This is a genomic window from Variovorax sp. CF313 (genome assembly GCF_000282635.1).
Classification (GTDB): domain Bacteria; phylum Pseudomonadota; class Gammaproteobacteria; order Burkholderiales; family Burkholderiaceae_C; genus Variovorax.
The window spans coordinates 25,878-42,862 of sequence record NZ_AKIW01000006.1 but is presented as its reverse complement, the minus strand read 5'-3'; the positions used below and the strand labels follow the sequence as shown (position 1 = coordinate 42,862).

Genomic DNA, 16,985 nt, shown 5'->3' with positions numbered 1-16,985 from the left:
TTCGGCCGCATGGTGTTCGCTCGAGGCGGGTAAACCTTCAGCCGCGTGGTGTTCGCTCGAGGCGGGCAAGCCTTCGGCCGCATGGTGTTCGCTCGAGGCGGGCGCCGCGGCAGGAGCTTCGGTGAAGGCCGGTGTGTATGGGTCGGCAGCTTCGCGTGCGGGTTCGAATCTGCGCGAATAAATGAAGGAATAGCGGCGCCACCGCGAAGGCGGTGCTGGCGCCGCATCCCGGCTCGCTGACATTCCTGGCTTCGCCGGAGGCCTCGCGTGACAACGAATGTCATCCGGAATGCGCGCATCGCCGATGCAGCGGCGCCCATGTATCCATCGGTGTTACCGGCAACGCCAGTTCGCCCGGAGCCAGCGAGTGGCATGCATGTTGCTGAATCATTTTTTTACAATGTATTCGGCAATGACGCATTCGTTGGATGACGGGAGCCGTGTCTCCCTGGACCGCCGTGTTTTCTTTCTCGGCGCGGCAAGCGCCCTCGCGCTGGGAACGACGGCCTGCGGAGGTGGGGGGGGAGGCGGTGGCGCGGGGTGGCTCGCCGGTGCTTCGGGCGCCGTGCCGCAACAGGCGGCGGCCGCTTCGGGCGATGCGGTGGTTGCCGACACCGACGCGGTCGTCCCAGGGGCGACCGACCCGGTGCCCTCGCCGCAGGCGCGCAAGTTCGTCCACCCCGGCCTGCTGCACACCGAGGCCGACTTCGAACGCATGCGCCAGAAGGTCGGGGCCCAGGCGCAACCCTGGCTCGGCGGCTGGAACGCGCTGACTTCCAACGGCCGCTCGCAGCTGGGCGCCACGCCCCGCCCGCTGGCAACGGTGATCCGCGGCGGAGACGGCCAGAACTTCGCGCAGATGTACATCGATATCGCGCGCGCCTATCAGCTGGCGCTGCGCTGGAAGGTCTCGCAGGACAAGCGCTACGCCGACCTGGCGGTGGTCTTCCTGAATGAATGGTCGTCCACGCTGACCACGCTCACCGGCAACGCCGACCGCTTCCTGGCGGCAGGCATCTACGGCTACCAGTTCGCCAACGCGGCCGAGATCATGCGCACCTACGAGGGCTGGGCCGCGAGCGACTTCGCGCGCTTCCAGAACATGATGCTCACCGTGTTCTATCCGCTCAACCACAGCTTCCTGATCAACCATAACGGCTCCGAGATCACCAACTACTGGGCCAACTGGGATCAGTGCACGCTGGCTTCGATGCTGGCCATCGGCGTGCTGTGCGACCGGCAGGACATCTACGACGAGGCCATGGGCTACTACAAGACGGGCCAGGGCAACGGTGCGGGCCTGCAGGCGGTCTACCAGGTGCATCCGGGCTACCTCGGCCAATGGCAGGAAAGCGGCCGCGACCAGGGCCATTGCACGCTGGGCATCGGCCTGGCGGGCGCGTTCCACGAAATGGCGTGGAACCAGGGCGACGACACGTACGGCTACGAGAACAACCGCTTCCTCGCGGGCGCCGAGTACGTCGCCAAGTCCAACCTGACCGACGGCGCCGGCAATTTCTACACAGTGCCTTTCCTCACCAACATCAACAAGCAGGGCACGCAGTCGGTGCTGTCGACGGCGGGCCAGGGGCACCGGCGCGGCATCTGGGAAAGCGTCTACAACCACTATGCGAACCGCCTCGGCGTCGCCGCGCCCTACACCGCGCTGCAGGCCCTGCAGATGCGGCCCGAGTCGGACGGCGGCAACGGCGACCAGCTGGGTTTCGGCACGCTGACCTTCACGCGCGATCCGCTCGCGGCGCAGGGCATGCCGAGCGGGCTCACGGCGCGGGTGCGTGCCACGCAGGTGGTGCTGTCGTGGTGGGGCTGCCCCGACGCGCAGAGCTACACCGTCAAGCGCGCGAGCACCTCGGGAGGGCCCTACACCGCCATCGCCTCGGGCATCACCGACACGCTGACTTTCACCGACAGCGGCGTCGCGGCCGGCGGTGTCTGGTACTACGTGGTCGTCGCCGTGGGCGCTTCGGGCGAGAGTGCCGCCTCCAACGAGGGAAGGGCAGCACTCGAGGCCGAACTGCTGCTGCAGCTCAAGTTCGACGAATCGACCGGCACCCAGGCCGCCGACGCCACCGGGCGGTTCGCCGCCAGCGAGCTGCAGGGCGGCGCGGCCTGGACCGCCGGACGCCGGGGCAACGCCGTCGGCCTCACGGGCACGGGCGGCCATGTCGCGCTGCCGGCGGGCGTGGCGAAGGGCCTCGCCGACTTCAGCATCAGCGCCTGGCTGTACATCGACAGCCTGGCGACCTGGTCGCGGGTCTTCGACTTCGGCTCGGGCACGCGCCGCTACATGATGCTGACGACCCGCAGCAACAGCGGCACGCCGCGTTTCGCGATCTCCACGGTCCATGGCTACAACGAGCAGGTGATCGACGGTTCGGCGGCGCTCCCCACCGGGCGGTGGGTGCACGTCGCGGTGACCGTGTCCGGCGCGCTCGGGACCCTCTACGTGGACGGCGTGGAGGCCGGCTCCAACACGCAGATGGGCTTTGCGCCCATCGACCTGGGCGCCACCACGCAGAACTGGCTGGGCCGCTCGCAATATTCCAGCGACCCGTACCTGAAGGGCCGCATCGACGACTTCCGGATCTACGGCGGCGCGCTGGGCAGCGCGGAGGTGGCGGCGCTGGCTGCCGCGTAGCGGGCTTCTTCTAGACCAGCCCCGCCAGCTGGCCCTGGCAGACGTACTTGGTGTGCATGTAGTCGTCCAGGCCATGCACCGAGCCTTCGCGGCCGTAGCCCGATTCCTTCACACCGCCGAAGGGCGCCGCTTCGGCCGCCAGCGCGCCTTCGTTGATGCCGACGATGCCCGACTCCAGCGCGTCGGCCACGCGCCAGATACGCCGCACGTCGCGCGAGTAGAAGTACGCCGCGAGCCCGAAGGGCGTGTCGTTGGCGGTGGCGATCACCTCGGCCTCGCTCTCGAAGCGCGTGACCGGCACCACGGGTCCGAAGGTTTCCTCGCAGCTGCAGGCCATCGTCGCATCGGCGTTCACCAGCACGGTAGGCGCGTAGTAGTTGGGGCCGTCGCAGCGCGCGGAGCGCAGCCGCTCGCCGCCGACCACGATGCGCGCGCCCCTGGCCACGGCGTCGCGCACGTGCCGCTCGATCTTCTCCACGGCGCGCGCGTTGATCATCGGGCCGATCTGCGAGCCGGGTTCGGTGGCGGGGCCGACCTCGAGCGCGCCGACCCGCGCAGCCAGCTTGTCGACGAACGCGTCGTGCACACGGGCCTGCACGAACACCCGGTTCGGGCTCACGCAGGTCTGGCCGCCGTTGCGGAACTTGGCGGCCATCAGGCCCTCCACGGCGGCATCGACGTCGGCGTCGTCGAACACGATGAAGGGTGCATTGCCGCCGAGCTCCAGCGACAGCTTCTTGAGCGTATCGGCCGAACGCCTTGCGAGGTGCTTGCCGACCGGCGTCGAGCCGGTGAACGTGACCTTGCGCACGCGCGCATCGTCGAGCCAGGCATCGACCACCTCGGGCGTGCGCTCGCGCGAGGCCGTCACGATGTTGAGCACGCCCGGCGGCACGCCGGCTTCTTCGGCCAGCGCCACCAGCGCGAGCGAGGTCAGCGGTGTGTCTTCCGCCGGCTTGCACACCACCGTGCAGCCCGCCGCGAGGGCCGGTGCGATCTTGCGCGCGATCATGGCCGCCGGAAAGTTCCATGGCGTGATCGCCGCGATCACGCCCACGGGTTCCTTCAGCGCGAACATGCGCCGGCCCGGCACGGGCGCCGGGATGATGTCGCCGTTGGCACGCGTGGCCTCCTCGGCGAACCATTCGATGTAGCTGGCCGCATAGGCGACTTCGCCGCGGCCCTCGGCCAGCGGCTTGCCCTGCTCGCGCGAGATGAGGTGGCCCAGGTCTTCCTGGTGCGCGATCACGAGGTCGTTCCAGCGCTTGAGGATCTGCGCGCGCTGCTTGGCCGGCACCGCGCGCCATGCGGGAAAGGCGGCGTGCGCGGCATCGACGGCGGTGCGCGCATCGGCGGCCGTGCCGTCGGGCACGCTCGCGAAGACGGCGTCGGTGGCGGGATCGCTGACGTCGAGGCGGCGCGAATCGCTCGCTTCGCGCCATTCGCCGCCGATGAGCTGGCGTCCGGGCATCAGGTTCCTGTATTCGGGTTCGAGTGTCATGGTCGGAGGGTCTTTCTCTTCATTCAGGATGCGGTTACGCGTTCGGCGATCGCGATGCCCACCTCGGTGGTGCTGGCCGAGCCGCCGAGGTCGGGCGTGCGCGGCCCCTCGCGCAGCACCGCCTCGATCGCGCCCAGGATCGCGTCGTGCGCGGCGCGGCCCGCGCCCTGGCCCTGCGTGAGGAAGTCCAGCATCAGCGCGCCGGACCAGATCATCGCGATGGGGTTGGCGATGTTCTGGCCATGGATGTCGGGCGCCGAGCCGTGCACCGGCTCGAACAGCGACGGGAACTTGCGCTCCGGGTTGAGGTTGGCCGATGGCGCGAGGCCGATGGTGCCGGTGGTCGCGGGCCCGAGGTCGGACAGGATGTCGCCGAACAGGTTGCTCGCCACCACCACGTCGAAGCGCGTGGGCTGCAGCACGAAGCGCGCCGACAGGATGTCGATGTGCTGCTTGTCGACCGTCACCTCGGGGTAGTCGAGCCCGACGGCGTCGGCGCGCCGGTCCCACCACGGCATGCTGATCGCGATGCCGTTGCTCTTTGTGGCCACCGTCAGGTGCTTGCGCTTTCGTGCCCGCGCGGTCTCGTAGGCGTAGCGCAGCACGCGGTCGGCGCCATGGCGCGAGAAGACCGACTCCTGGATCACGATCTCGCGCTCGGTGCCCTCGTACATCACGCCGCCGAGCGAGGTGTATTCGCCCTCGGTGTTCTCGCGCACCACGAGGTAGTCGATGTCGCCGGGCTTGCGGCCGGCGAGCGGGCAGGGCACGCCCTCGAACAGGCGCACCGGGCGCAGGTTGATGTACTGGTCGAACTCGCGGCGGAACTTCAGCAGCGAACCCCAGAGCGACACGTGGTCGGGCACGGTAGCGGGCCAGCCGACGGCGCCGAAGTACAGCGCGTCGACGCCCTTGAGCTGCTCCTTCCAGTCGTCCGGCATCATCTGGCCGTGCTGCGCGTAGTAGTCGCAGCTGGCCCAGTCGACGGTGCGGCAGTCGAGCTCGAAGCCGAAGCGTTCCGCGGCGGCCTGCACCACGCGCAGGCCCTCGGGCATCACTTCCTTGCCGATGCCGTCGCCGGCGATCAGCGCGATGCGGAAGGTGGGTGTCATATCGGTCTTTCTCATGAAGCGTGGACGGCCGCGCGGTCCATCTCGTCGAGCCAGCCGCGGCGCAGCTCGGGTACCGAGCGCGCCAGCAGCTCGTAGTAGGGGTGGTGCGGGCCGCGGTCATAGTCGGCGCGCGCCACCTGCGCGAGCTTGCGGCCGTGCTGCATGACAACGATCTCGTCGCACACCGCGCGCACCGTGTGCAGGTCGTGGCTGATGAAGAGATAGGACACGCCGAGTTCTCGCCGCAGCTGCGCGATCAGGTCGAGCACCGCCGCGCCGACCACGGTGTCCAGCGCCGACGTGACTTCGTCGCACAGGATCAGGTCCGGGTCGGCCGCCAGCGCGCGCGCGAGGTTCACGCGCTGCTTCTGCCCGCCCGAGAGGCCGCCCGGCAGGCGCCCGGCCACGGTCTGCGGCAGCTGCACCAGGTCGAGCAGCTCGCGGATGCGCCGCTGCAGCGGCTCGCCGCGCAGGCCCTTGTAGAACTGCAGCGGCCGCGCCAGGATGCGCTCGATGGTCTGCGACGGGTTCAGCGCCGTGTCGGCCATCTGGAACACGATCTGGATCTGGCGCAGCTCTTCCCGCTCGCGCTGTGCCAGCGTTGGCTTGAGTGCGCGGCCGTTGAACAGCACGCTGCCGTGGCACGGCTTGAGCAGGCCGGCGACGGCGCGCGCCAGCGTGGTCTTGCCCGAGCCCGACTCGCCGATCACGCCGATGGCCTGGCCCCGGTAGAGCTTGAGATCGATGTTCTCGAGGATCATCTTGGCCGGCCGTCCCTGTGCGTCGACAGGGCCATAGCCGGCGGAAAGCTCGCGCACCTCGAGCAGCAGCTCGGCGCCGCCCGGGGTCGCGCCGGATTCGCGCGGCGCCGGGCGGGCGGCGGCCAGCAGGCACTTCGTGTACTCATGGGCCGGCGTCGCGAGAATCTGCTCGGTGGCATTCACCTCCTGCATCCGGCCGTTGCGCAGCACCAGGATGTGGTCGGCCATCTGTGCCACCACCGCGAGGTCGTGGCTCACGTACACCGCGGTCGCGCGGCGCTCGCGCACCACACGGCGGAAGGCGCGCAGCACCTCGATCTGCGTCGTCACGTCGAGCGCGGTGGTCGGCTCGTCGAGGATCACGAGATCGGGGTCGGCGATCAGCGCCATGGCCGCCATCAGCCGCTGCAGCTGGCCGCCCGACACCTGGTGCGGGTAGCGCGTGCCGATGGTCTCCGGCTCGGGCAGCGCGAGCTCGCGGAACAGCTGGATCGCCTTCGCCTCGGCCTCGGCGCGCGTGCACAGGCCATGGATGCGGCACGGCTCGACCACCTGGTCCATGATCGTGCGCGAGGGATTGAAGGAGGCCGCCGCGCTCTGCGCGATGTAGGTGACCGTTCGTCCGCGCAGCGCGCGCTGCCGGGGTGCATCGAGCGCCAGCACGTCGGTGCCGCCGATGCGCACGCTGCCTGCCGAGATGCGGCAGCCTTGGCGCGTAAAGCCCATCAGCGCGAGCGCCGTGGTGGTCTTGCCGGAGCCCGATTCGCCGATCAGCGCCAGCACCTCGCCGGGCTGCACGGAGAAGCTCAGGTTGTCGACCAGCGTGCTCGCGCCGGCCGCGATGCTCAAGTCGTTGACGATCAGTGTTGCGCCCATGTCAGTGGCTCCCGTTTGCGCCGGGAACACCGCGGAACCGGCTTTGTCGGGCCGCTGGTGTTGCCCCCGGAGAGGGGGTGGGAGGCCACACGAAGTGGGCAAGCCTGGGGGTGAGCTTCATCTTGCTCCTCGTTCGCGGGCGGCGCGGCCCGGCAGGTTGTCGATGACGAGGTTGACCGAGATGGTCAGGCTCGCGATGGCCAGCGCCGGCACGATCACCGAGGCGCCGCCCATGGCAAGTGCTCCGATGTTCTCGCGCACCAGCGAGCCCCAGTCGGCCGCCGGCGGCTGGATGCCGAGGCCGAGGAAGCTCAGGCTCGCCAGCAGCAGCACGGTGTAGACGAAGCGCAGGCCGAGGTCGGCCAGCATCGGCCCGAGGATGTTGGGCAGGATCTCGCGCAGCATGATGTAGAGCGTGCCCTCGCCGCGCGTGCGCGCCACGGTCACGTAGTCGAGCGCGTTGATGTTGACGGCCAGCGAGCGTGCGATGCGATAGGCGCCCGGCACGTAGATGATGGCCGCCGTCACGACCAGCATCGGCACCGAGGAGCCGAAGCCCGCCACCATGATGAGCGCGAACATCTTGCTCGGTATCGCGGTCAGCGTGTCGAGGCAGCGGCTGAGCAGCGTGTCGGTCCAGCGTCCGCTGGCCGCGGCCAGCAGCGCCAGCGTGGTGCCGGTGCCGCTGGCCAGCAGCGTGGCGAGCAGCGCGACGCCGACCGTATAGCGTGCGCCTTCGACGATCAGCGCCAGCATGTCGCGCCCGAGGTAGTCGGTGCCCAGCCAGTGCGCCGCGCTCATGGGCGCGAAGACGCTGTTGCCGCCCATGGTGCCCGAGGAGTGCGACAGCAGCCAGGGCCCGAGCGCGGCCGCGAGCAGCCAGAACAGCAGCACCGCGAGGCCCAGCAGGCCGGAGACGCCGAAGCCGCGAAGCCAGCGCAGCGGATGCCGCCCGCGTTGCTCGCTCGGCGCTGCGACGGCGGTGGCCGTGGCCGGGGCGCCCAGGGCCGATGAGGAGGTGGAGGTTTCCATGGGGCTCGCCTCAGCGGTGGCGCAGTCGGGGGTTGGCGACGATGCCGCAGATGTCGGCTGCCGTCACGAGGATCAGGTAGCCGGCGCAGAAGATCATGGCGCAGGTCTGCACCAGCGGCATGTCGCGCTGCGAGACGCCGTCGACCATCAGCTTGGCGATGCCGGGATAGTTGAAGATCGTCTCGACGATGATCACGCCGCCCAGCAGGTACGACAGGCTCAGCGCCACCGCATTCGCGATCGGGCCGACCGCGTTGGGCAGCGCATGCGCCAGCACCATGCGCATCGGCGAGGCGCCCTTGAGCCGCACCATCTCGATGTAGGGCGCCTCGAGCTGGTCGATCACCGCGGCGCGCGTCATGCGCATCATCTGCGCGACGATCACGCAGCACAGCACCAGCACCGGCATCGCGAAGGCGCGCAGCAACTGTCCGACCGACTCGATCTCGTTGACGAAAGAGAGCGCCGGCAGCCAGCGCAGCTTGACCGCGAACACCAGCACCGCGAGCGTCGCGACCAGGAACTCCGGCACCGACACCACCGCCACCGCCGACGTGGAAGCCGCGCGGTCGAACCAGGAGCCGCGCCACACGGCCGAGGCGATGCCCAGCGCCAGCGCGATCGGAACCGAGAACAGGGCCGTCACGGCCGCGAGCAGCAGCGAGTTGGGAAGGCGGCTTGCCACCAGCTCCGACACCGGCATCTGCGTGGTGGCCGAGCGGCCGAGGTCGCCCCTGGCCATGCCGAGCAGCCATTGCGCATAGCGCTGCGGCGCCGGCACGTCCAGCCCCATCTGCGTGCGCAGCGCGGCCAGCGCCTCGGGCGTGGCTTCCTGGCCGAGCTGCTCCTGGGCTGCATCGCCCGGCAGCACGGCGGTGATCGAGAACACGATCACCGACACCGCCAAGAGCGACAGCAGCGCCAGCGCGATGCGCTGGACGAGGAGCTTGAGGATCACATGGTTCATGAAGAATGTTCCGGCGCGCGGATCAGGCTTCCAGCCACACGTTCTCGGCGAAGTTGTAGCCCATCAGCCCGCCCAGCGGAATCGGCGACAGCCCCTTGAGCTTGGAGCTGTGGCCGTCGATGCTCGCAAGGAACAGCGGGATGCCGATGCCGGCGTCCTGGTGAATCATGGTCTGCATGTCGGCGTACATCTGCTTGCGCTTGGCCAGGTCGGTCTCGGCGCGCGAGGCCAGCAGCAGCTGGTCGAACTTCTCGTTCTTCCAGCGCGACTCGTTCCAGGCCGCACCCGACTGGAAGAACTGCGTCAGCAGCACGTCGGCGCTCGGGCGCGGGTTGACGTTGCCGAAGCCCACCGGGCTGTTGAGCCAGTGGTTCGACCAGTAGCCGTCGGCCGGCATGCGCTTGATGTCGATCTCCAGGCCCGCGCGCTGCGCGGTCTGCTGCAGCATCAGCGCCATCTCCACCGAGTAGAGTGCCGCCGGCGAAGCCACCATCGGCACCTTGCCGGTGACGCCGGACTTCTGCAGATGGAACTTGGCCTTGTCGAGGTCGAACGGGCGCTGCGGCAGGCCCGCGAAGTAGAAGCGGTTGGTCGGATCGATCGGCTGGTCGTTGCCGAGCACGGCGTAGTCGAGCGCGATGGTCTTCTTCATCTGCGCACGGTCGAACATGTACTTCATCGCGAGCACGAAGTCGGGGTTGGCGCCGGGGCCCGTGTCCTTGCGCATGATGAGGTCGGAGTACTGGCCCGACTGGGTGAGGAAGATGCCGAACCCGGGCGTGCCCTTCACGCGCTCCACCGAGCGCGGATTGACCGAGCCCACGAGGTCCATGCCGCCGGACAGCAGCGCGTTGACGCGCGCGCTCTCGTCGCCGATGCCCACGAACTCGATCTCGTCGAGGTAGGGCTTGCCGGGTTTCCAGTAGGCGTCGTTGCGCACCATCAGCGAACGCACGCCGGGCTTGAATTCCTTGAGCTTGTACGGGCCGGTGCCGATGCCTGCGTTGAAGTCGGTGGTGCCCTCCTTGACGATCTGGAAGTGGAAGGTGCCCAGGATCACCGGCAGGTCGGCGTTCGGCGCGCTGAGCACCATCGTCACCTCGTTCGGGCCGCTGGCCTTGACGCTCTCGATCTGGTCGGCGAGCACCTTGGCCTTGGAGGCGGTGGCGGGGTCCTTGTGGCGCATGACCGAGAACACGACGTCGGCGGGCGCGAGCGCCTTGCCGTCGTGGAAGTTCACGCCCTTGCGCAGCGTGAACACCCAGGTCTTCGCGTCCTTGGTGGTGAACGATTCGGCCAGCGCGGGCTGCGGCGCGAGGCTGCCGTCGAGCGAGGTGAGGCCGTTGTAGACCATGTTGCAGCGCGAGTAGTCGGTCTGGTTCGACTGCTTGGCCGGATCGAGCGTGTCGGTCGCCGCGGCGGTGGCGCCGGCCACCCGGAGGCGGCCGCCCTTCCTGGGCGTCTGCGCATGGGCGGACATCGCCGCGCCCGCGATGCCGCCGGCCAGCGTGGCCTGCATGCCGCCGGCCATCAGCATCGAAAGGATGTCGCGCCGCGTGGCGCCGCGCTTGAGCGACTCCATCATGCGCAGGCTTTCGCCGGGGCCGACGAGTCTGTCGAAACTCTTGTTGCTGCTGTCGCTCATGATGAAGTGCTCCTGGGGCCGTGGGTTGGAAAAAAACGAACGCGTGTTGCGGGACTGCGGGCCCTCAGGCCAGCCTGTCCTTGAGCCGGTAATAAAAGCCCACCGCCGGCAGGAACCACGGCGGGCCGAAGTGGCCGGGAATGGCGGGCCAGTCGCGGCCCCGCCAGGGGTTGGCGGACGCGTCGCCGTTCATCACGGCGGCCATGCGTTCGCCCATGTGGACCGACATCTGCGTGCCGTGTCCGCTGTAGCCCATCGCGTAGTAGAGGCCGTTGCGCTCGCCGGCATGCGGCAGGCGGTCCTGCGTCATGTCGACCAGTCCGCCCCAGCAATAGTCGAGCCGCACCGCGCCGAGCTGCGGGAAGGTCTCGGCCAGCCCCGCGCGCAGGATGTCGCCGCTCGCGGCATCCGACTGCGGGCTGGAAATCGCGAAGCGCGCGCGCCCGCCGAACACCAGCCGGTGGTCGGCCGTGAGCCTGAAGTAGTGGTGGATGTTCGCGATGGTCGTGTAGGTGCGCCGGGCCGCGAGCAGCGCCTGCGCGCGCTCCGCGCCGAGCGGTTCGGTGACCACGATGAAGCTGCCGATCGGCACGATGCGCCGGCGCAGCCAGCCGAAGCTGCCGTAGCCGCCATGGCGCGTCGCGCCCGTGGCCAGCAGCACCTGCTGCGCAGTGACCACGCCGCGCGCGGTGTGCAGCCGGTGGGCATGGCCCTGGCCCAGGCGTTCGATGCGGCGCACTTCCGTGTCCGTGTGGATCGCGGCGCCGTTGCGCTGCGCGGCCACCGCCAGCCCGTGCGCGAAGCGGCCCATGTGCATCTGGGCGCTGCGCTTGTAGAGCAGGCCGCCGTGGAAGCGCTCGCTCTGCACCTCGGCGCGCACGCGCGGTGCGTCGAGGATCTCGACGTCGTTGTCCACGCCGTCGTCGATCAGGCGTTGCACGCTGCGTTCGAGCGCGGCCATCTGGTTGGCGCGCGTGGCGAGCTTGAGCTTGCCGTGGCGCATGAAGTCGCAGTCGATGGCCTCGTCGCGCACCAGCCGCGCCACGGTGTCGACCGCGTCGTCGTAGGCGTTGTACCAGCCGCGCGCCCGCTCGACGCCGACCTTGGCCGCCACATCGGCGTAGTCGACCGCGAGGCCGTTGTTGACATGCCCACCGTTGCGCCCCGAGGCTTCGGCCGCCACGCGCGGGCCGGCTTCCAGCACCGCGACCCGGGCGCCGCGCCTGGCCATTGCCAGTGCGGCCGAAAGGCCGGTGAAGCCGCCGCCGACGATCGCGACATCGACCTGCGCCGGCAGCTCCTGCGGCGCGGCCAGAAACGCGGGGGCCGAATCGGTCCAGTAGGAGTCGAGCTTCATGGCATCCGGCCCACGCAGGAGCGAGCCGGCATGCCGCGGCGATCGAGGGCGATTTGCCTGGGGCGGGGGCTCATGGTTTCAAGTTCCTTGGACGACAAATGCGACAAGCTCATGACGAAGTGATTGCAGCACGCAGCCGTGCCGCAGGTATTGGGAAATACGGCATCCGGCGCATGAAAGCTGCGGTTTGGAGGGGGTGCGGCGGCATGCCGTGCGGTCTGCCCCTGGCGCGTGCGGCCATGCACCTCGGTGCGTCGCGGCGAAGTCGATCGGCACGCTTTTGAAGCGCAGGCCGGCATCGGGGACGAGGCGTCCGCCGATGAACTGCCCCGGAGGCACGCGGATCTTGAGCGGGTCGACGACTTGCATGGGAAGAATGGAAGGAGGCCACGATGGCGCCGGAGAATGGACGGACGATGCTAGGCAGGTCGGCGCGGCATTTGTGTGCGTAAGCGAACCCGTGGCGGCAGCGAATTGCAAACCCCGGGCCCTTGGCAGGCGAAGCTTGCGAGTTGCGCCGGCAGGCGATTTCGGTCTGGCATCGGGCGCTGATGTCGTCCAAGATGCAAGGGACATCCCCTTCGCTACAGAGACCCTTCAATGCCCGATCAGACCCCGAATGCACCCGACGACGGCGTGGTGCTCCGACCGATGACGTCCGCCGACTTGCCCTCCACGCATGCGCTGTCGGCCCAGTTGCGCTGGCCGCACCGGCTGGCCGACTGGGCGCAGGTGTTCGCGCATGCCGAGGGCATCGTGGCCGAGCGCGACGGCGAGATCGTCGCCACCGCACAGCGCTGGCACTGGGGCGAGCGCCATGCCAGCATCGGCCTCGTGATCGTGACGCCGGCCTGCCAGGGCCGGCGCATCGGGCACAGGCTGATGAGCGCGATGCTCGAAGGCCTGGAGGAACATACGGTGCTGCTGCATGCCACCGCCGAAGGGCGCGGCCTGTACGAGCGGCTGGGCTTCGTGCGAACGGGTGAACTGAGGCAGCACCAGGGCATCGCGCAGCCGGCGCCGCTGGTTGCGCTGCAGCCGGGCTGGCGCCTGCGGCCCGCCGGCCTGAACGAGGCGGCCACCCTGCAGGCGCTCGACGCTGCGGCGCGCGGCATGCCGCGCGATGCGCTGATCGCCGACCTGCTGGCCAACGCCGATGCCTGCGTGGTGCTCGACCACGACAACGAAGCGCGCGGCTTCGCGATGCTGCGCCGCTTCGGGCGCGGGCATGTCATCGGGCCTGTGGTTGCGCCCGACCTCGACGGCGCGAAGGCGCTGATCGCCCATCTCGCCAGCGTCAACGCCGGGCACTTCACGCGCATCGACATCGACTTCGACAGCGGGCTGGCCGAGTGCCTGGAGAGCATCGGGCTGCTGCGCGTTGATGCGCCTACGACGATGGTGCGTGGTGTGCCGCTGGTTACGCCGGCTGGCGGGCCTTCGCTCTTTGCTGTTGTTACTCAGGCTGTTGGGTGAAGACTTGCTTTTCGGTGGGGCGATCACGCCGACGGGGTACCTTGCTCCGCGAATGTCCCCGGCGGCCTGTGCACGCACCCCGAATACAGCGCCCGAAAACGCACCCACAAACAAAACCCATGACCACCACCACCTTCCTCTACAAATCCGATCCCGTGCGAGGCCGCCTGTGGGCCGAAGTGTTCCGCCGCCGCGCCCCCGACATCGACTTCCGCATCTGGCCCGACATCGGCGATCCCGCGCAGGTACGCTTTCTTGCCGCCTGGGAGCCGCCGGACGATCTGGCCGAGCGCTTTCCGAATCTCGACGTGCTGTTCTCCTCGGGCGCGGGCGTCGACCAGTTCGACTTCGCCGCGCTGCCGCCCGCGCTGCCCGTGGTGCGCATGGTGGAGCCCGGCATCGTGGGCGGCATGGTCGAGTACGTGACGCATGCGGTGCTCGGCCTGCATCGCGACATGCCGCAATACAGGCGCCAGCAGCAGGAAGGGCAGTGGAAGCCGCTGCCGGTACGGCCCGCGGGTGAACGGCGCGTCGGCGTGCTCGGGCTCGGCTCGCTCGGGCAGGCCGTGCTGGCGCAACTCGTCGGCATGGGTTTTGATTGCGCGGGATGGAGCCGCTCGCGGCACACGGTCGACGGCGTGCAATGCCATGCCGGTGCCGACGAGCTGCCGGCCTTTCTTGCGCGCACCGACATCCTCGTGTGCCTGCTGCCGCTGACCGATTCGACGCGCGGCTTCCTCGACGCGCGGCTGTTCTCGATGCTGCCTGCCGGTGCCGGCCTGGTGCATGTGGGCCGTGGCCCGCAACTCGTCGACACCGACCTGCTGGCCGCGCTCGCCAGTGGCCAGGTCGGCGAAGCCGTGCTCGACGTGACCGACCCCGAACCGCTGCCGCCGGCGCATGCCTTCTGGCGCCATCCGCATGTGCAGCTCACGCCGCACATCGCGAGCATGACGCAGCCGCTCAGTGCCGCCGAAGCGGTGCTCGACAACGTGCAGCGCTTCGCCGCGGGCGAGCCCATGATCGGGCTGGTCGATCGCCAGAAGGGGTACTGAGCGCGAGTTGCCGGAGGCACGCCGCACGATCTGCTGTCGCGGCACGCACAACGGCAGCGTGCTTCGTGCAGAGGCCTCAAAGCAGCACCAAGCCGAGGGTCGCGCATCCTAAGCTGAGGGCATCGAAAGCCTCCTTCGCCACCAGCTTCCTCCGGACACAGCCCATGACGCATCCCTCCGCATTGCCTCACCAAGCCGCGCTCGACGCGATCGATCGTGCGCACCTGATCCACCCCGTCTCGCCCTGGCGCGTGCATGAGCAGCGCGGCCCCACCGTGCTGGCCTCGGGCCGCGGCGCCTGGCTGACCGACAGCAACGGCCACGAACTGCTCGACGCCTTCGCCGGCCTGTGGTGCGTGAACGTGGGCTACGGGCAGGAGAGCGTGGTGCAGGCCGCGGCCGAGCAGATGCGCCGGCTGCCCTACGCGACCGGCTACTTCCACTTCAGCAGCGAGCCGGCCATCCGCCTTGCCGAAAAGCTGGTGCAGATCACGCCGGCATCGCTGACCCGCGTGTACCTCACGCTGGGCGGTTCCGAGGCGGTCGATGCCGCCGTGCGCTTCATCGTGCAGTACTACAACGCGACCGGCCGGCCGTCGAAGAAGCACTTCATCGCGCTGGAGCGCGGCTACCACGGCTCGTCGTCCACCGGCGCGGGCCTGACCGCGCTGCCGGCCTTCCACCGCGGCTTCGACCTGCCGCTGCCCACGCAGCACTACATTCCTTCGCCGAATCCGTACCGCCAGCCGGACGGGGCCGACGCGCAGTCATTGATCGCCGCATCGGTCGCGGCCCTGCGCGCCAAGGTGGCCGAGCTGGGCGCGGACAACGTGGCCGCATTCTTCTGCGAGCCGATCCAGGGCTCGGGCGGCGTCATCGTGCCGCCCAAGGGCTGGCTCAAGGCCATGCGCGAGGCGGCGCGCGAGCTCGACATCCTCTTCGTGGTGGACGAGGTCATCACCGGCTTCGGCCGCACCGGCCCGATGTTCGCGTGCGAGGCCGAAGGCGTGGAGCCCGACCTCATGACCATGGCCAAGGGCCTGACCGCCGGCTACGTGCCGATGGGCGCCACGATGATGTCGGAGAAGGTCTATGCCGGCATCGCCGATGGCGTGCCCGAAGGCGCCCTGGTCGGGCACGGCGCGACCTATTCGGCGCACCCGGTCAGCGCCGCGGTCGCGCTCGAGGTGCTGCGGCTCTACGAAGAGGGCGGCGTGCTCGCCAACGGCCAGCGTGGTGCGGCGCACTTTGCGGCCGGGCTCGACGCGCTGCGTGCGCATCCGCTGGTGGGCGACGCCCGCCACCGCGGCCTGCTGGGCGCGCTGGAACTGGTGAGCGACAAGGCGAGCAAGCGCGGCTTCGACGCATCGCTCGGACTGCCGGAGCGCATCTTCGCCGCCGCCTACCGCAATGGCCTGGTGTTCCGCGCCTTCGGCGACCACGTCCTCGGCTTCGCGCCCGCGCTTACGTTCACCGAGGATGAGTTCGCGCAACTGTTCGCGCGGCTGAGGAAGACGCTCGACGAAGTGCTCGACGCGCCTGACGTCCGCGCCGCGCTGGCGGCCTGAACAAGCCGGTACACATAGGCCCCGCAAGACCCGGCGGCGACGCAGAATCGGACTTTCCTTCTCTCCAGGCACCGCCATGTCAGAAGCTTTCAAGATCGACCGACTCGACCTGCGCATCCTGGCCCAGCTGCAGAAGAACGGGCGCATGACCAACGTCGACCTGGCCGATGCGGTCGGGTTGTCGCCCAGTCCCTGCCTGATCCGCGTGAAGCGGCTGGAGCAGGCTGGCTACATCGCGGGCTACGGCGCGCACCTGCGGCTCGAAAAGCTCGGCGACACGCTGACCGTGTTCACCGAGGTCACGCTGTCGGACCACCACCGCGAGGACTTCGTGCGCTTCGAGGCCGCGATCCGCGAGGTCGACGAGGTGCTCGAATGTCACCTCGTCAGCGGCGGCTACGACTACCTTCTGCGCTTCCTCACGCGCGGCGTGAATCACTACCAGGAAGTGATCGAGGGGCTGCTCGAACGCAACATCGGCATCGCGAAGTACTTCAGCTACATCGTCATCAAGTCGCCGTTCATCAAGACGCACTGTCCGATCGAACGGCTTTTTCCCCACGAGCGCTGACCGGCGCTTTCATCCATCCATGCCCGAAACCCTTCTCCCCTCTGCTTTGCCCAACCGCTTCGTGCGGCTCGCGGAGACCGACCGGCCCGCGTTGACGCTGCACATCGACGGCGAGGCCCGCACCGCGCTGGCCGGCGACACCCTGCTGGTGGCGCTGCTGAGCAACGGACGGCGCGTGCGCGACAGCGAGTTCGGCGACGGACCTCGCGCCGGCTTCTGCCTGATGGGCGCCTGCCAGGATTGCTGGGTGTGGACGCCGGCGGGCGAGCGGCTGCGCGCCTGCTCGACGCCCGTCGAGGCGGGGATGTCGGTGCTCACGCGGCCGCCCGCGGCCCATTGGCCCGCCACGCCCGACCTGCAGCAGCTGCTGGCGCGCGGCGCCGCGGCGGCCGTGCGGTGAGCGCG

At 69.4% G+C, this 16,985-nt stretch carries 14 protein-coding genes and 1 pseudogene; 7 read left to right on the top strand and 8 right to left on the bottom strand.

Annotated features, from left to right (window positions below; genetic code table 11):
• Both PMI12_RS29305 and PMI12_RS02005 read left to right on the top strand, forming a co-directional pair.
• Positions 1–181 (top strand): annotated as a pseudogene (locus tag PMI12_RS29305) (hypothetical protein); the annotation flags it as partial.
• A gap of 231 nt (positions 182–412) precedes the next feature.
• Positions 413–2,659, top strand: coding sequence for a LamG-like jellyroll fold domain-containing protein (locus PMI12_RS02005; RefSeq protein ID WP_007828506.1), 2,247 nt, complete (start codon positions 413–415; stop codon positions 2,657–2,659).
• Between the two features lie 10 nt (positions 2,660–2,669).
• Here PMI12_RS02005 and PMI12_RS02000 read toward each other — a convergent pair whose 3' ends face one another.
• The 8 genes from PMI12_RS02000 to PMI12_RS28600 all read right to left on the bottom strand — a co-directional run bounded on the left by PMI12_RS02000 (position 2,670) and on the right by PMI12_RS28600 (position 12,279).
• Entirely contained in the window at positions 2,670–4,160 is a 1,491-nt protein-coding gene (locus PMI12_RS02000; protein ID WP_007828504.1) for an NAD-dependent succinate-semialdehyde dehydrogenase, read from the bottom strand.
• 23 nt (positions 4,161–4,183) lie between these two features.
• On the bottom strand, positions 4,184–5,272 hold the full coding sequence (locus tag PMI12_RS01995; RefSeq protein ID WP_042672651.1) for a tartrate dehydrogenase: 1,089 nt from the start codon (positions 5,270–5,272) through the stop codon (positions 4,184–4,186).
• Between the two features lie 11 nt (positions 5,273–5,283).
• The gene (locus PMI12_RS01990) at positions 5,284–6,909 is read right to left on the bottom strand and encodes an ABC transporter ATP-binding protein (RefSeq protein ID WP_007828500.1); all 1,626 of its coding nucleotides are present in this window, start codon (positions 6,907–6,909) and stop codon (positions 5,284–5,286) included.
• 117 nt (positions 6,910–7,026) lie between these two features.
• Positions 7,027–7,941 (bottom strand): ABC transporter permease, encoded by a 915-nt coding sequence (locus tag PMI12_RS01985; protein ID WP_007828499.1) that lies wholly within the window; start codon positions 7,939–7,941, stop codon positions 7,027–7,029.
• Between the two features lie 10 nt (positions 7,942–7,951).
• On the bottom strand, positions 7,952–8,908 hold the full coding sequence (locus tag PMI12_RS01980; RefSeq protein ID WP_007828497.1) for an ABC transporter permease: 957 nt from the start codon (positions 8,906–8,908) through the stop codon (positions 7,952–7,954).
• Between the two features lie 22 nt (positions 8,909–8,930).
• Positions 8,931–10,553, bottom strand: coding sequence for an ABC transporter substrate-binding protein (locus PMI12_RS01975; RefSeq protein ID WP_007828495.1), 1,623 nt, complete (start codon positions 10,551–10,553; stop codon positions 8,931–8,933).
• A 64-nt stretch (positions 10,554–10,617) separates the two neighbouring features.
• Positions 10,618–11,910, bottom strand: coding sequence for an NAD(P)/FAD-dependent oxidoreductase (locus PMI12_RS01970; RefSeq protein ID WP_007828493.1), 1,293 nt, complete (start codon positions 11,908–11,910; stop codon positions 10,618–10,620).
• A gap of 78 nt (positions 11,911–11,988) precedes the next feature.
• The gene (locus PMI12_RS28600; protein WP_157632103.1) at positions 11,989–12,279 is read right to left on the bottom strand and encodes a hypothetical protein; all 291 of its coding nucleotides are present in this window, start codon (positions 12,277–12,279) and stop codon (positions 11,989–11,991) included.
• Between the two features lie 231 nt (positions 12,280–12,510).
• Between PMI12_RS28600 and PMI12_RS01965 the strand changes: the two genes are divergently transcribed.
• The 5 genes from PMI12_RS01965 to PMI12_RS01945 all read left to right on the top strand — a co-directional run bounded on the left by PMI12_RS01965 (position 12,511) and on the right by PMI12_RS01945 (position 16,980).
• Positions 12,511–13,386 carry a GNAT family N-acetyltransferase gene (locus PMI12_RS01965; protein WP_007828491.1) on the top strand — a complete coding sequence of 292 codons (876 nt, stop codon included), beginning with the start codon at positions 12,511–12,513 and terminating at the stop codon, positions 13,384–13,386.
• A 119-nt stretch (positions 13,387–13,505) separates the two neighbouring features.
• Positions 13,506–14,441: a 2-hydroxyacid dehydrogenase gene (locus tag PMI12_RS01960; protein ID WP_007828489.1), complete on the top strand. Its 936-nt coding sequence runs from the start codon at positions 13,506–13,508 to the stop codon at positions 14,439–14,441.
• Between the two features lie 164 nt (positions 14,442–14,605).
• Complete coding sequence (locus tag PMI12_RS01955; protein ID WP_007828487.1) at positions 14,606–16,009, top strand: aspartate aminotransferase family protein; 1,404 nt, start codon at positions 14,606–14,608, stop codon at positions 16,007–16,009.
• A 76-nt stretch (positions 16,010–16,085) separates the two neighbouring features.
• The gene (locus PMI12_RS01950; protein WP_007828485.1) at positions 16,086–16,580 is read left to right on the top strand and encodes an Lrp/AsnC family transcriptional regulator; all 495 of its coding nucleotides are present in this window, start codon (positions 16,086–16,088) and stop codon (positions 16,578–16,580) included.
• 19 nt (positions 16,581–16,599) lie between these two features.
• Positions 16,600–16,980: a (2Fe-2S)-binding protein gene (locus tag PMI12_RS01945; protein WP_007828483.1), complete on the top strand. Its 381-nt coding sequence runs from the start codon at positions 16,600–16,602 to the stop codon at positions 16,978–16,980.
• Positions 16,981–16,985 lie beyond the last annotated feature (5 nt).

What these genes read in the sequence shown, in the direction of transcription:
- PMI12_RS02005 (WP_007828506.1), top strand. Translation starts at nt 413, where the DNA reads ATGACGCATTCGTTGGATGACGGGAGCCGTGTCTCCCTGGACCGCCGT.
- PMI12_RS02000 (WP_007828504.1), bottom strand. Translation starts at nt 4,160, where the DNA reads ATGACACTCGAACCCGAATACAGGAACCTGATGCCCGGACGCCAGCTC.
- PMI12_RS01995 (WP_042672651.1), bottom strand. Translation starts at nt 5,272, where the DNA reads ATGACACCCACCTTCCGCATCGCGCTGATCGCCGGCGACGGCATCGGC.
- PMI12_RS01990 (WP_007828500.1), bottom strand. Translation starts at nt 6,909, where the DNA reads ATGGGCGCAACACTGATCGTCAACGACTTGAGCATCGCGGCCGGCGCG.
- PMI12_RS01985 (WP_007828499.1), bottom strand. Translation starts at nt 7,941, where the DNA reads ATGGAAACCTCCACCTCCTCATCGGCCCTGGGCGCCCCGGCCACGGCC.
- PMI12_RS01980 (WP_007828497.1), bottom strand. Translation starts at nt 8,908, where the DNA reads ATGAACCATGTGATCCTCAAGCTCCTCGTCCAGCGCATCGCGCTGGCG.
- PMI12_RS01975 (WP_007828495.1), bottom strand. Translation starts at nt 10,553, where the DNA reads ATGAGCGACAGCAGCAACAAGAGTTTCGACAGACTCGTCGGCCCCGGC.
- PMI12_RS01970 (WP_007828493.1), bottom strand. Translation starts at nt 11,910, where the DNA reads ATGAAGCTCGACTCCTACTGGACCGATTCGGCCCCCGCGTTTCTGGCC.
- PMI12_RS28600 (WP_157632103.1), bottom strand. Translation starts at nt 12,279, where the DNA reads ATGCAAGTCGTCGACCCGCTCAAGATCCGCGTGCCTCCGGGGCAGTTC.
- PMI12_RS01965 (WP_007828491.1), top strand. Translation starts at nt 12,511, where the DNA reads ATGCCCGATCAGACCCCGAATGCACCCGACGACGGCGTGGTGCTCCGA.
- PMI12_RS01960 (WP_007828489.1), top strand. Translation starts at nt 13,506, where the DNA reads ATGACCACCACCACCTTCCTCTACAAATCCGATCCCGTGCGAGGCCGC.
- PMI12_RS01955 (WP_007828487.1), top strand. Translation starts at nt 14,606, where the DNA reads ATGACGCATCCCTCCGCATTGCCTCACCAAGCCGCGCTCGACGCGATC.
- PMI12_RS01950 (WP_007828485.1), top strand. Translation starts at nt 16,086, where the DNA reads ATGTCAGAAGCTTTCAAGATCGACCGACTCGACCTGCGCATCCTGGCC.
- PMI12_RS01945 (WP_007828483.1), top strand. Translation starts at nt 16,600, where the DNA reads ATGCCCGAAACCCTTCTCCCCTCTGCTTTGCCCAACCGCTTCGTGCGG.